7 protein-coding genes are annotated in these 13,919 nt (G+C 65.8%); 6 read left to right on the top strand and 1 reads right to left on the bottom strand.

Features of this window, described 5'->3' with window-relative positions:
* Positions 1–36 precede the first annotated feature (36 nt).
* Positions 37–1,089 carry a PDDEXK family nuclease gene (locus B0I00_RS02545; RefSeq protein WP_100865769.1) on the bottom strand — a complete coding sequence of 351 codons (1,053 nt, stop codon included), beginning with the start codon at positions 1,087–1,089 and terminating at the stop codon, positions 37–39.
* 118 nt (positions 1,090–1,207) lie between these two features.
* On the opposite strand from B0I00_RS02545, the gene B0I00_RS02540 reads away from it, so the two are divergent.
* The 6 genes from B0I00_RS02540 (at position 1,208) to B0I00_RS02515 (ending at position 13,832) form a co-directional block, all read left to right on the top strand.
* Positions 1,208–2,131 (top strand): HNH endonuclease, encoded by a 924-nt coding sequence (locus B0I00_RS02540; RefSeq protein ID WP_100865768.1) that lies wholly within the window; start codon positions 1,208–1,210, stop codon positions 2,129–2,131.
* Between the two features lie 253 nt (positions 2,132–2,384).
* Positions 2,385–3,989 (top strand): N-6 DNA methylase, encoded by a 1,605-nt coding sequence (locus B0I00_RS02535; RefSeq protein ID WP_100865767.1) that lies wholly within the window; start codon positions 2,385–2,387, stop codon positions 3,987–3,989.
* Positions 3,990–4,024: 35 nt separating this feature from the next.
* A complete protein-coding gene (locus tag B0I00_RS02530; RefSeq protein WP_232730085.1) occupies positions 4,025–6,748 on the top strand; it encodes a Hint domain-containing protein in 2,724 nt (907 codons plus the stop codon).
* A complete protein-coding gene (locus B0I00_RS02525) occupies positions 6,738–11,075 on the top strand; it encodes a DEAD/DEAH box helicase family protein (protein ID WP_100865765.1) in 4,338 nt (1,445 codons plus the stop codon). Before B0I00_RS02530 ends, B0I00_RS02525 begins: the two co-directional genes overlap by 11 nt.
* The gene (locus B0I00_RS02520; protein WP_100865764.1) at positions 11,068–13,287 is read left to right on the top strand and encodes a hypothetical protein; all 2,220 of its coding nucleotides are present in this window, start codon (positions 11,068–11,070) and stop codon (positions 13,285–13,287) included. The genes B0I00_RS02525 and B0I00_RS02520 overlap by 8 nt, the downstream gene beginning before the upstream one ends.
* Positions 13,287–13,832 carry a phospholipase D-like domain-containing protein gene (locus B0I00_RS02515; protein WP_100865763.1) on the top strand — a complete coding sequence of 182 codons (546 nt, stop codon included), beginning with the start codon at positions 13,287–13,289 and terminating at the stop codon, positions 13,830–13,832. Before B0I00_RS02520 ends, B0I00_RS02515 begins: the two co-directional genes overlap by 1 nt.
* Positions 13,833–13,919 lie beyond the last annotated feature (87 nt).

The following is a 13,919-nucleotide window of genomic DNA, read 5'->3' as shown; positions in this document are numbered from 1 at the left end:
ATCCTCGCACGCTTATAGTCTCGGGGATGGTCATCGTCATTCGGGCGCACCAAACTCGCGAGCCAGGAAATCCAGGGTGGCGGCATCGCGCAGGCGGCACACAACGTTTTGGTTGGCAAAGACGCCGGGGAAGGTCTTCGCCTGTGGCAGTGGCACCTGCATCTGCCAGTCGACGCGGACGATGTATTCGGCGAGTTCGGGATCTTCCGAGTGATGGCGTATGTTCGGCTGCGCCAAAGAGTAATCGAACAGCGGCCGACCATCGATTACTGCGTCGCGGGCCATCACCGCCGCTTCCGTCACCGTGCCGAAACCTACATAGCCAGCACCCTTCTGGTAGGCGTAGATGCGTGCTCCGGGCTCCAACTTGTCCATAGCGCCGGAATAGGTGCGGCCACCGCCGGCGGCGAGGAAGCCCAATGTCCGCATATCCTCCCAGCAGCGTGACTCGCCTTCCCCGACGTTGACATACCAAAGGCCTGACCAAGGCGCCTTCGCCCTACGCTCGGTGCGCTCGACCACCTCCTCCTGGTCCATCAGCCAATCAGCCGCGAGGTACTGGCCCCGGCCATCGCCGAATACGGTGAAGAAGGCCGTGTTGATGCCGACGTCATGGACGCGGGCGAGATACTCGACGATACGCTGCGAGGCCGGGTCGAGGGCGCTCGCTACAATGACCATCGAATGGGTGGCGTTCAGTGGCTCGGGCGGCGGTCCCCCAAACTTCCTCTGGAACGCCTCGACGAAGCCGCTTCCCCTTCGTCGAAGGTATTCATCCGCCATCACATGAACCGCAGGCGTATCCAGGCCGGAGACCCAGCTCGCATAGTCAAGCACCTGCGCGACGATATCGCGGGGAGTTCGATCACGCTTGAGCTCGATCACCGTCACCGAGCCTTCCGCGTTGATCGCGATGAGATCGATGCGCCCCTGATGAGACGTCACGACCTGCCTGCCGATTACGAGAAGCGATGGATCAAGGATCGATATGTCGGCCTCAAGCCAACGCTCGAGCCGATCCTCCGCGTCAAGACGCTCCGCCGTCATCGGACTGAGCGAGTCCCCATCGATGTTCCATAGCTTCGTCATACAATCTCCCCGGATCGAGCGAGTTAGCGGGTGGGAACGCAATCGGGAAGGAAGGACTTGGAAGTTCTAGAGCAGCGACGAAGCTTGCCAAGCAATTTAGACCAGCCATAGTCATGCTGTGGTCAAAATCTTCCTTGGCGTCACTTACAAGCCGTGGTTCGACTTTCTGGCGGGCATCGCGCCCGATGAAGTCAACTTCTGGCAGCCGTCCGGGACGGGCGAGTTCAAGGCACTGCAGCCGGGCGATATGTTCCTGTTCAAGCTCAAGGGCGCGGACGCGGCAATCGCCGGCGGCGGGGTGTTTGGCCACGCCTCGCTTGCGCCACTATCGCTGGCCTGGGACGCGTTCGGCCGAAAGAACGGTAACAATTCGCTTTCCGACATGCGCGCGACGATCGCCAAACTGCGCCACCAGAGCGCTCCCCTGGAGCAGCGCGAGGACCCGGTTATCGGATGCCGGATCCTGACCGAACCCTTCTTCTGGCCGAGGGACCGCTGGATCCCGGTGCCTGACAGCTTCTCGCGCAACATCGTGGTCGGCAAGGGCTACTCCACCGACACTGACGAGGGCCTGCGCCTCTGGCAAGCGGTCAGCGAGCGGCTCGCCGCAACGCCTGCCGCGCCGCTGCCAGTCTCGGGTGACCGCTACGGAAAGCCGGTTTCGATGCGGCAGCGGCTCGGCCAGGGAGCATTCCGCCTGTCCGTGACGGATGGCTACGGCCGCCGCTGCGCGGTATCCGGCGAGAAGACACTTCCTATTCTCGATGCCGCGCACATCCGCGCCTATCGCGATGGCGGCGACCACGACATCTCCAACGGCCTTCTGCTACGCACCGACATCCACCGCCTGTTCGACCTCGGTTACGTCACGGTCACCGAGCGGAACCGATTCGCGGTAAGCGAGCGGTTGAAGGCGGACTTCGACAATGGCGTCCACTACTACGCGATGCAGGGCACCGAAATCGGAAGTCCTCGTCCCGGCTTCGCCTCGCCAGCGCCCGAGGCGCTTAGGTGGCATCGTGAGAACCGCTATTTGGGGTGAGATGAGGCCACTGAAGAGCGTTTCCGCCGAGTTGATTGCCTTATCTATCGAGGAGGTTGTGGGATGCGGGTGGCCGTTGTGAACGAAGCAACACCGATAGATGATCTGCCGACGGTAGCGAAGAAATCACCGTGCCCGCCGAAGTTCGTCCGAAATCGAAGAAAATAGCGCATTAAGTGATTTTGCTAGACGAGAAGACTATCGTATAACTGCGAGCCACCGCGGCATAGTGAGCGTAGGGGAAGCGGGGGATATGGGTCAGAAGGGGACGAAGTCGGCGCTCCTCGCGCATGCGCGCGCGGCCGCGCGAAACCTCGTCAAGGATGTGGCCACAACCCAGGCGCGGGCTGACCTATGCCTCGACCTGCTGTCGGACATCGGCGCCGATCCACGGCAGGACGCGTTCCGCCGTGTGCTGCACGCATTGCCCACTGACGAGCGCCACTACTGGATCGGGACGCTTTACACGCTGATGCTTCCGACGAAGGTTCGCCGCTCACAGGCTACCTACTTCACTCCGCCGACCGTAGCCGATGCTGTGGTCGATCTCGCCATCGAGGCCGGGTTCGACCTTGGGACCGACACGGTACTCGACCCGGCCGCCGGCGGCGCCGCCTTCCTGTCAACCTTGGCGGGACGCATGGCAACCGCGGGACTCAACGCGGAGGAGGTCGCATACCGGCTCAATGGCATCGAGATCGACGCGGGGCTCGCAACACTGTCGAGCCGGCTCATCGCGGAGAGGCTCGGCTCGGCTCTGCCCCGCGAGGTGGTCCTCACCGGCGACGCGCTCCGCGTGACGATCCCGGCTTCGTACGGCCTAGTGATAGCGAACCCTCCCTATGGCCGCATCGCGCTCGACGAGGTGCGCGGCAAGTCCTGGCGTAAGGTCGCACACAGCGGCCACATCAACAAATACGCACTGTTCACCGAGCTTTGCTTTCGACACGCAAAGCCTGGCGGCATCGTGGCATTAGTCATCCCGTCCAGCTTCCGCGCGGGACCGCTCTACGACCGCATGCGTGCCTTCATCCGCTCAAAGGCCGAGGTGCTCGCTGTCGGTTCGATCGCCGGCCGGGACGGCGTGTTCATCGATGTCGCGCAGGACATAAGCGTGCTGATCGCCCGCAAGGGAAAGGTTCACGATCCGGATGCGCCCGTGCGCTTCCCAGTAGTCGGCCTGATGCCTTCAAGCGCACCGTTAGTCGAGCAGCGGCTTCCCGCGGAGCCGGGCGACGCCTGGCCGCTTCCCGCCATCGATCCGAAACTCGTCGGCGGGGCGACCCTCGCCGACTACGGCGTCACCGCCCGGGCGGGCTACTTCGTGTGGAACCGAGAGAAGGCCCGGCTCGTTCCGAAGCTCGGCCGGCGGCAGCGGGGCTACCCGTTGGTATGGGCAAAGAACGTGCGGCCCGGCGAGCTCTGCAGGCCAGCGGGGAAAAAGGGCGCGGGGACCGACTTCGTGACCTTCCCTGGCGACAGCTCCGCAATCGTGACCCGTGCCGCCGCGGTCATGCAGCGAACCACCAACGACAAGCAGCCGCGCCGGCTGGTCGCCGCAATGGTCGATCCGACCGTTCTTTCCAGATGGGGTGGATTCGTGAGCGAGAACCACACCATCGTCCTGACGGGCCACGATCCCGACAATCTTGAGTTGGCGGTGCGGCTGCTAAACACCGCCGCGGTAGACCAGCGATACCGCCGCGTCTCGGGAACAGCGGCTATTTCCGTGACGCTGCTGAGACAGCTCGACCTCCCCACGCCGGCCGCCTTCACCGCAGCCCTCGCCGATTGCGACGATGCCGAGGCCGCTGCCTCGACAGCCTACCAGCTTTTGCCGGAGTCGGTTGGCGCCTGATGAGACGCGACCGTCCATTCCAGAAGCCACCGGGCATGGACCTGAACGATCGCGCCGAACAGCGGCGGGTCGCGCTCGATAAGCGTCAGGCGCTACTCTCGAAGATGGCGAAGGCCAACGCGGCGCGAAGTGCAGCCGCGGCCGCCATGCAGCTGAAACCGGCCGCACCGGAGCGTCCGCGGCGCGAGGTGGAACGCTACATGGCGACGCTTGCCGCGCAGCCATTCCACCAGCTTGGGCACTCCGAGGTGGCGGAAATCACGCCAGCGTACACACGGCTGGTGCGCTCGGCGGCCGAGGTAGCCTCCGACGGGTCCGTGCAGGTAGTAATGCCCTGGCCGCCGGTGCGCATCTCGCCGTCGGCAATCGTCAGCCTGCTGACGATCGCGGCCGTCGGCAGCGCGGAAGTCGAGCAAGTTGTCGTCCAAGGTTCATTGGAGAATTGCCGCCGTCGATCCGACGAGGTGCGCGCGATCGTCTTTCCATACGCGCGCAGCACGCATGCGCAGGCCCGCCAAGTCCAAGTGGGACGACACACGCTCGGGGCGGTTAACTTCGAGCACGTGAAGCGATACCTGAATGGCGGCGGTGACGCCGCAAAGGACTACCATCAGGTGCTGGCGCGCGTTCGCAAGCTGACCGGACGCGCCTCCGATGGGCGCGACTATGCGGAGTTTGAGCATCCGATCCTCGACGAGCTCGTGCCGCATGGATCGCCGGGGGGCGACCGCTCCTCCAACAGTACACTCCTTTGGCGGACGCGTTCAAAGACGGATATTGCGACGCAGCGGCGGTCGAATGACGCCGACGATCCATCGAAGGCCGACTTCTTTCTCTACACACTGCGCACCGGCGAGCGGCTCGGCGTCAATCTGCGGGCGATCAAGCACAGCCCGGACCTGCTCATTCTCGACCTAACTCGGAACGCTCGCAACCGGCTGGGCTGGGATTGGGTGGAAAAGGCAACTGAATGTGTCACCTGCCTGCGCGAGTTCCATCCGATGACCGGTATCCTAGCCATCGCCGACGATCCCTGGACCTATCGCACCGCGCGGTTCGACGTCCTGGGCACGCGCCGGCCAGGGCGAAACGGTAAGGTCACGCCGGCCACCGGCCATGTCGCATATTCGGAAGTTGCTGACATCGTCCGGCCCGTCGCGTCCGGCGCGCCAGCGTTCGAAGGCGGAAGCAGCATCGATGTCGATGGCTTCTTCGGCGAGGTCGACCATGGGATCGAGGCGCTCCGACGCCTGGCGAACAGCCTCGCCGACAAGGGCGACCCGCACGGAGCGACGACGGCGCGCAACTTGATCGCGACCGTCCGCCGCACGGCTTCCCTGCCCGGCTCTCTCGCCGAGTTGAGCACGTTTCTCGAGCACGAGACGTCGACCGCGTCAGCCGACGACCTACTCGCGGTCTACCGGGTAACGGGCGACCTCGCGACGCTGAACGATCCGCGAAGCCTCGCCAGCCAAGTCGATGCCGAGGCCGGCGCGCTGGCTGCCGCCCGCGAACTGATGCGCACGTTCAATGGCGCCACGCCGATGACGACGCTGCTCGAGGACGCGATCCAGCCCGCGCTCAGGTCAAGCTCGAAATCTGTGTTCGTGTTCAGGTCGGACCTGGTCGCTGAGTTCGCGGCCGACCGGCTCGGCGCCGCCCATCCCAAGCTGGGCGCGCGGATCGAATCTGAGTTCGTCCGTTTCGGAGGCGAACGCGCGCTTAGGACCGTCGTCGACCTGCCACAGACCGCACGGAACCAGTTTAAGCGCGTCGTCCTCGTGGCGCCGACGCGGACCGCGATACTGACGGCGCTCACCCAGCCCTGGCTTCCCGAGCACGTTACCGTGCTAGCGGACGCTGACACACTCGCGTTCGCCACGCGCGACGCCGAGCGTCTTGCGGAAGAAATCGACATCGCGCCGCTGGCGGCCCGGCTGCGCGCATTTGCAGCAAGGGCCGGCGAGCGAGTCGAGGAGATCGGCCGCCATGTCGTCCGATTCGAGATGCCTACGGACGACGTCGAGTTCCCCAACGGCCTCGTGGTGGATCTAAGCGGTGGCGGCAAGGGCGAGCGGAACCTTGTCGAAATCGAATTGAAGAACGGCCAGCGCATCATTGCCCGCCGCAGCACCGAGATCGTACTGCGCGACGACGGCGCCGCGACGACCTCGTTTGTCGAGCGTCCGGCATCGCAAGTGAAGGTAGGCGACGAGGTTTGCGTCATCGGCCAGGGCTTCGTCGAGCGAGCACGCACGCTGGTGAACATCCGCGCGACCGCCGCCGAGGAAATCCGCGACTATCACCAGCTGGTTGCCGAGCGCTTCGCCGCAGTGCCCGAGCCAACGACGATAGGGAAGCTGCGATCCCTCGTCGCCGTGATGCGCGAACCCGCAGTGCCGCCCGAAACCGCGCGATACTGGATCGACCTCGACGACGAGATCGACAAGCCGCTCCACGACGTCGTGCCGCACGCACCACAGGACGAGGTCACGTTCATGCGCTTCACCGCCGCGCTCGGAATTAGTGAGCGCATGGCGGGCAACTTCTGGAGGTGGGCCGTCGTGGCGCAGCGGTCGCACCGCGTCCGCTACGGCAACGTGTTCCACGACGCTTTTCGCGGAATACTTACCGATCCGCACGCGGCCATGGCGAGCAACCGCGACCGCACGGACCAGATCCGCATGCTCAGGTCGATGGCGGAGGAGCATGTCGCGATCGTCGATCAAGTTCGGAGCTACAGGCGTCATGAAGGGTAAGTCGAACAGCGAGCTCGCGACGATCGACGTCGAGCTGAAGGAAGCCGTCTGCGACGCGCTGGTCAACGCGCTGGTCCACCGGGTCTGCGGCGCGGATGAGCGTGGAAAGAACCTGCTGGGCGGCTCGCCGCGGCGAGGCGTCTTCGCCGACCAGCTGCTGCCGCGCTTCGACATTTCGGGCAACGACGACGAGACTACGGACATCCGCATCGCCGCAGTCGGCATCGACCTGATCACCGTCGCCGGAACCAGCGCGACGATGCGCGTCACGCCCCGCTTCTCGGTCTACGTCCGGGTCATTCCCAACTGGACCGACCTGCTAGCCGGCGGTGGCGAGCTCGAGTTCGACTTCCGGCTGCGCACGACGATCCAGCAGCAGATCGACGACGCCATCCGGACGGAGCGAATGCCGGCACTTCAGGCTGCCGGAGTCGACCGGCCGGACTGGAAGGGGATGGACGAGACCAAGCGCTCGAAGGTCAGGGCGACGCGGGCGCAGATCCTAGCGGAGGTGCGCAGGAAGGCCTACGCCGCACATGGTATCAAGCTGCTCAGCGGCGAACCAGAACCCGACGCAGTGACACAGGGGCCCGGCGACACGCCAGACACCGATCCGAACACGCCCGACGAGATCAAGCCCCCAGTCCCTCCGATCGCAAGGCTTGTCCGGGAAGGGCGAGAGCTTCCTCTCAACCTCGTCGATTCGGCCCCGATCCCGGGAAAGTGGACAAGGCTCGACCTCGAACTGCCCACGCTCGAATTCGGCTGCGACGCCGCCGACGGCGACCTCGCCACCTCCGTTGAAGTCTACAACCGGGCGCTGGCCGACGCGATCGCGGCGCAGCTCGAGGCCTGGGTGGTCGGAATCGGTGCGGGCATCGCGTGGCGAGACGTAACGGTCCAGCCTGGCGAGACGCTCTCGGAGGAGAAGTGGAACGCCGCAATAGCCACGCTCTCCACACGCCCGGTGGACCGCAACCGGATCGTGCCCGACCTTTCGCGCGTCGTCGTCAAGGTCGAGCGCCAGACCGACTTCCTTGACCCGAGCTCGATGTCCATGCGCATCATGCTCGATAACCAGTCGGCCGAGCTGTCCCCCATCGACGCCCGCGGCCGTTGCAACACCGTGTTCAATGCCGGCCTCGCGATCGCGCTGCCCCGCGCCGCACACCGGCCGCTCCGCCTCGACCGGGTCGAGCCGTCCTACCGCTTCCGCGAGCACCTCGAATACCCGGCGATCGGCCTCAACTGCGGCGTCGACGCGCAAACCGAGGGGGCGAACCTTCACCTGCGCACGACGTGCGCGCCTCGCTTCGCCCAGCCGCGCATCGTCGCGCGCAACCTCGATCTTCCCTTCCAGTTCGCCATCCTCAAGGATCCGTCCTTCGAGGCGGAGCGGCTGCTCGCCCTGCCCCGTGAATACGTGAGGTGGATCGACGAACAAGAGGTGCGGCTCAGGGACACGGTCACAGTCGGGCTGGAGCCGGCCGACGCCGCGATCGAGGAGACGCGGCTACGCAAGGACATCGCGGCGCAGCGCGCCGAGGCGCGCTACATTGAGCGCGGCGTCGAACTGCTGATCGCCTCCAAAAAAGCGGCCGACAACCTTGCCGCCGGCGGTGACGGCGACCGCCACGCCCTCGAGCAGCGCGCGGCGCCGTGGCGCGCCTGGACCATGACGAACGAAGCGTTCGCTCTTCGCGACTCCTTCGACGCCAAGCGGGGCTGGCGCCTGTTCCAGATGGCGTTCATGCTCGCGCACGTCCCCGTGTTCGCGTCACGGATGGACGAGTGGCGGGAGGCCCACGACCCGCTGCTCGACGAGGACGGGGTCAGCCTGCTCTACTTCCCAACCGGTGGCGGCAAGTCCGAGGCCTTCTACGGCACGCTGCTGTTCGCGATGTTCCTCGACCGGCTGCGCGGCAAGGATCGCGGCATCACCGCGATGATCCGCTATCCACTGCGGCTTCTCACCCTGCAGCAGGCGCAGCGGCTGCTGAAGCTAGTGATCCGGGCCGAGATGGTCCGCAAGCGCCATGCCGTCGGCGCATGGCCGTTCGAGATGGGCTTTTGGGTGGGCAGCCAGAACACGCCGAACCACTACCGCGAATTCAAGGCGGAAATCCCGCTGGTCGCCGATCACGACCATCCCGACGACGCCAACCTAGACGGCGAGACGGGCGACGACCAAGAACGCGACCGCGGCCGGCGGTATGTCGACGCCCGCGAGGCATACGACAAGATTCCCGACTGCCCAGTGTGCGGCGAGCTGACGGGCCTGAGACGCGACGAGGGCGATGGCCCCTATGGCCGTCGCGCTGCGATCCTGTGCTTCAACGACAGGTGCGACTGGAATCGCGCCCATGGCCAGCGCTACCCGCTGCCGTTCCTGCTCACCGACGACGCGGTCTACGCGCGTGCGCCGTCGATCGTCCTCGGCACCATCGACAAGCTGGCCATGCTCGGACAGAACACCAGCACGATCAGCAAGGTGCTGGGAATGTTCGGCCTGGCGCGTCGCGCCGACGACCGGGGGAACTTCGACAATCCGCGCAGCGAGGCGGACCTGAAACGGGACCCCGCCACCGAACGCTGCTCGAACGTGTTCCCGGCATACGCGAACGGCAAGCGCGTCTTCCACGACCCGTTCCCATCGCTCATCATCCAGGACGAGGCCCACCTGCTGGAGGAGAGCCTCGGCACGTTCAGCGGCCTGTTCGACACGCTGCTTGAAACCACCCTTGAGGACATCGCCGACATGGCGGGCGACGGTCTCGGGGTCGCGAGGCGTTGGACCGGCGATGGCTGGGGCGCTCCCCGAATGCCCAAGATCATCGCGGCGACCGCGACCATCTCGGCACCCGAGCGGCAGCTCGAGACTCTGTACCAGCGCATACCGCTGCGCTTCCCCTACCCCGGGCCCGACCTTTACCACTCCTTCTTCGCCGAGCCCGCCGCGCCGCCGGCTTGGAACCAGGACCGCGTCGCGCTTGCGGCGTCGCTGCCCTTCGCGTACGCGCCCGAGGCAACGGCGCCCTGGATGCGGCTCTACGTCTCGCTCATGACCAACGACGCCACCCACACGGTGACGACGGTCGGCGTCCTCGCGGCGTTCCACGGCATCGTTACGGCGCTGTGGGACGGCATGAGGGACGATACGCGCCGCGCCCAGGCGATCGCGACGATCCGCGCAGCGATCTCGCCCGGCCGCGCGGGCGACTGGCACCGCGCCGCGATCGATCGCGCCACCGATCAGGGGCACGAGGCCGACATCATGGCACTCGTAGACCTGCACCGGATCGCCCTCGCCTACGTCACGAACAAGAAGGGCGGCGACCAGATCATCGACGCCCTTAGCGCCGCCGTCGAGCACGAGCACCGCCGCATCGGCCGTGCCCACGCCTCCTTTGACAGCCGCCTCATCTCCGGCGGCATCGACATGAAGGACATTCAGGCGGTGATGGAGGCGGCCGACAAGTCGTTCGCCGGCGCCGACTATCCGGACGTGGCACAGACCGTGCGCAACATCGTGGCGACCTCGGCCATCAGCCACGGCGTCGACGTCGACCGCTTCAACAGCATGTTCTTCGCCGGACTTCCCTCGGACATCGCCGAATATATCCAGGCCTCGAGCCGCGTCGGGCGCACCCACGTCGGGTTCGTCATGCTGCTGCCCACGCCGCAGAACCGCCGCGACCGCTACGTCGTTGAGACCCACGACATCTTCCACCGGTTCCTCGAGCGCATGATCGCACCGCCCGCGGTCGAGCGCTGGGCGGAGAACGCGATCAAGCGGACGATGGCGTCATACGTCCAGGCCTGGGCGATGCTGCGCGAGGCCCGCGACTTCATGGGGAAGGACGCCGCTCGCAAGTTCGAGGTCGTACACATGGACCAGGTCAACCGGCTCGCGGCGCTGGAGCAGCGCGACCACCTCGCCTTCACGAAGGAACTTGTCGTCTTCATGCTGCGGGCAAGCGGCTTCGCCGGCAAGGGCGCGTCGCACCTGGGATCGCCGCACTACGAGGAGTTCTACCGCGGCCTCGTCGACAAGCAGGTTGAGAACTTCGCACGCGACATCTCCGGTCGAGGCACGATCTCGAGCCTGCGCGACTATTGGAAGGACCTGCCCGCCTTCAAGCCCCCGATGACGTCGTTGCGCGACGTGGATGAGGCGGGGTACATCGTCGCGGCCGCGCGCGATCCACTGGCGCGCGGCAAGTCCACCGATGTCGATCGACGCGACCTGGCCAAGGTCATGAAGGCCATCAGGACCCAGCGCGGCAGCGCGTCGGAAATGGATGCGGATGGGGGTAGCAATGGCTGACACGAAGGGAAAAGACTGGCGCACCGCCCCGACGCGGCGCCCCGCCGCGTTCGGGACAGCCCGATCGGAGCCGGACCCGCTTGAGCCGCCGACTATGTCGCGCTCGCGCGTCCAGATCGCCGGCTCCTATGCGCCCGGCGTCCTGATGACCTGGGAAGGCGGCAAGGGGATCTGCCGGTCGGTCCCGCTCGCCAACGAGGCGAAGGACCTAAAGCCCGCGACCATCGCGCTCATCTTTGAGAACCTGAGCGATTCGGTGACCAACTGGCGCGACCGCGTGATCAAGGTGCTGCCCGACGCCCTGCCTGAACTCGTCCTCGACACGCCGTTCCGGGACTCGAAGTCCGGCGAGGCGCGGGTCGAGCGCACCGACTTCCAGATGACGAGCCCAGACAAGGTCGGCTACGTCCCCTTCCCACTCCTCTACCGATGCGGCATCTGCGGATCGACTCGGGAGTTCGACAGCGTTGCCGACCAGGCGCGACAGCCGTTGCCAAGGAAATGCAACGGACACGAGGCCCGATGGACCCAGGTCGACGTCGTATACGTCCACTGGTCCGGCGACATTGAGCCGCTCAGCCCGTTCAATTTCAACTTCGACCCGCAGACCGGCACCGCCCGGCCAATCCGGATGTGCACCTGCGGATCAACCAGCTTCAAGCTGCGCAACGACGCCCCCGTGTTCTCGGAATGGCGCTACATCTGCGAGGGGTGCGGCGAGACGCGGTCGCTGAAGAAGGCGAACCCCGAGGTCCTCACTCGCCTCCAGATCCAGCAGAACGACGGCGGCCGAGCGTTTCAGTGGATCGAGGTTAACATGCTGCCGGTGTCATACCGGGCCAACTCGACATTCTACGTCCAGCGAACCAGCTTCATCGTGTTCGAGGACAGCGCGGTCGTCGAGCTGATGACGCCGAAGCGACGCGACGCGCTCATCACCCGTCTCGCCCAGATCCATGACATTCCATTCGCTGAACCGTCTGACGACGAGATCCGCGAGAGCGTGGAGGCAGATCCGGCGCGCGCCGGGGAGTGGAGCGAGTACGAGACCTACCTCAACATGGCGAGGAACGCGGAAGAGGCCGGGCGCGCCGAAGCCGCCCGCCGGCACCGCGACAACGCGGGCGAGCAGCGAGGGGCATGGTTCAACGACGGCATCGTCGAGCGCGGCCGGCTCGGCAGCCCGGCCGTACTGCAGGCCATCGCGGTGCGCGAGGACTGGACGCGCCGCTACGATCCCATCCGCCTGACGATCCAGCACGACGCGTTCGTGCGCGAGCACATCGAGCAGGCGATGACGCGGCACGCGGCAGTCGACGTCATGAACCCCGACATCGCGCTCACCGACGTGGTCAACGATCCCGCGCGCAAGGCGAAGTATCAGGAGAAGGTCGGGTCGCTCCTAGGCCACATCGGCGTCGAGCGCCTCGTGCTAGTCCGCGGGCTTCCGATCTGCGAGTTCAGCTTCGGCTACACCCGCGTTTCGGCCACGCCGATCTACAAGCGCGAGCACAACGGCATGAGTGTCGACATGCCGGTGCGGCTGAAGGCGTTCGACCCGCTGCCGATCGCCGACAACAAGCGGCCGATCTACGTCACGCAGCAGCTGAACGAGGCTCTTTACTTCAAGCTCGACGAGGCCCGCGTGCTGCGTTGGCTCGCGGCGAACCAGATCGTCGACGTGCCCAAGGACGATGTCGGCCGCACCTATCTCGAGCGCTATGACGACTTCGGGCCCTTCCTCGAGGTGTTCAAGGACCGCGAGGGCATGGGCGGATATCCCCGGACACTGCCGGCATACGTCTACCTATTGCTGCATACCCTTTCGCACCAGATGATGCACTCGCTCGCCGACACGTCGGGCGTCGACCGAGATGGCATCGGCGAGCACATATTCCCCGCCGACCTCGCGTTCGTCATCTACCGAAAGGGGATGACCCCCGACCTGGGCAACATCTCCGCGATGTGGCGAAACTATTCGGAGTCGTTCCTCAAGCGGACCCTCGACCCCAGGACGCTGCGGTGCGGTTCGGGAAACCTGTGCGACTCCCGTGGCGGCGCATGCCCCGCGTGCGTGATGGTCTCCGAGGTCAGCTGCATCGCGTCGAACCTCCTGCTGTCGAGGGCCGTGCTGAAAGGCGGCAAGGGTCCTGAGTGGGAGCCGAAGACCGCCCCGAATCTGATCGGCTTCTTCGATCCAAAGCTCACCTGATGTCCGGTAAAACTCTCGTATCACCAAAGGCTGCTGCCCGCCTCGTGGTGACGATGCCGCCCGAGCCCAGCCGCCTGGCGGACGCGCTTGCCGCCGACATCGCAAGCGACTACGTCGCGCTCACGCGCACGACCGACGCCTTCCGACACCTGGCCGGTCTAGCACGCGAACGCTTCACCATCATGATCCCCTACATCGACAGCGTCGGTGCTGCGTGGGCGACCGATCTGTTCGAGGCCACCGCCGCATTCGAGCGGCTGCTGGTGCTACGCGACGCGTCACAGTTGCTCGCGTGCGGAAGTGCGGGTCGCCGTGTCGAAGCCGCCACGACGCGCATCATCGACTACGGTGGCGCCGACCTCGCGAACGAGACCTTCCATGCCAAGATCGTCCTGGCGGACGGCGTCGCAGCCTATGTCGGATCGGCGAACCTGCTGCGCCGGTCGAAGTCAACGAACCTCGAGTGTGGCATACTGGTCGAAGGACCTGCCGTCGGAGCAGTCAAGGTGCTGCTCGACGCGGTGGTCGCGATTGCGGAGCGCTGAAGGGGTGCCCTCGGCACGCATTCCGCGCGACGGTTCGACCGCCACTACCTCGTATCCCTTCGACGATAGCCAAGCCGCATCCCGGCC

Origin of the sequence: Novosphingobium kunmingense (genome assembly GCF_002813245.1) — a bacterium.
Classification (GTDB): domain Bacteria; phylum Pseudomonadota; class Alphaproteobacteria; order Sphingomonadales; family Sphingomonadaceae; genus Novosphingobium; species Novosphingobium kunmingense.
The sequence above is the reverse complement of the archived record's forward strand: the minus strand, read 5'-3'. Positions and strand labels throughout refer to the sequence as shown.

Bases quoted from the DNA above. Each gene is read 5' to 3' on its own strand.
- B0I00_RS02545 (WP_100865769.1), bottom strand. From the start codon at position 1,089: ATGACGAAGCTATGGAACATCGATGGGGACTCGCTCAGTCCGATGACG.
- B0I00_RS02535 (WP_100865767.1), top strand. From the start codon at position 2,385: ATGGGTCAGAAGGGGACGAAGTCGGCGCTCCTCGCGCATGCGCGCGCG.
- B0I00_RS02530 (WP_232730085.1), top strand. From the start codon at position 4,025: ATGGACCTGAACGATCGCGCCGAACAGCGGCGGGTCGCGCTCGATAAG.
- B0I00_RS02525 (WP_100865765.1), top strand. From the start codon at position 6,738: ATGAAGGGTAAGTCGAACAGCGAGCTCGCGACGATCGACGTCGAGCTG.
- B0I00_RS02520 (WP_100865764.1), top strand. From the start codon at position 11,068: ATGGCTGACACGAAGGGAAAAGACTGGCGCACCGCCCCGACGCGGCGC.
- B0I00_RS02515 (WP_100865763.1), top strand. From the start codon at position 13,287: ATGTCCGGTAAAACTCTCGTATCACCAAAGGCTGCTGCCCGCCTCGTG.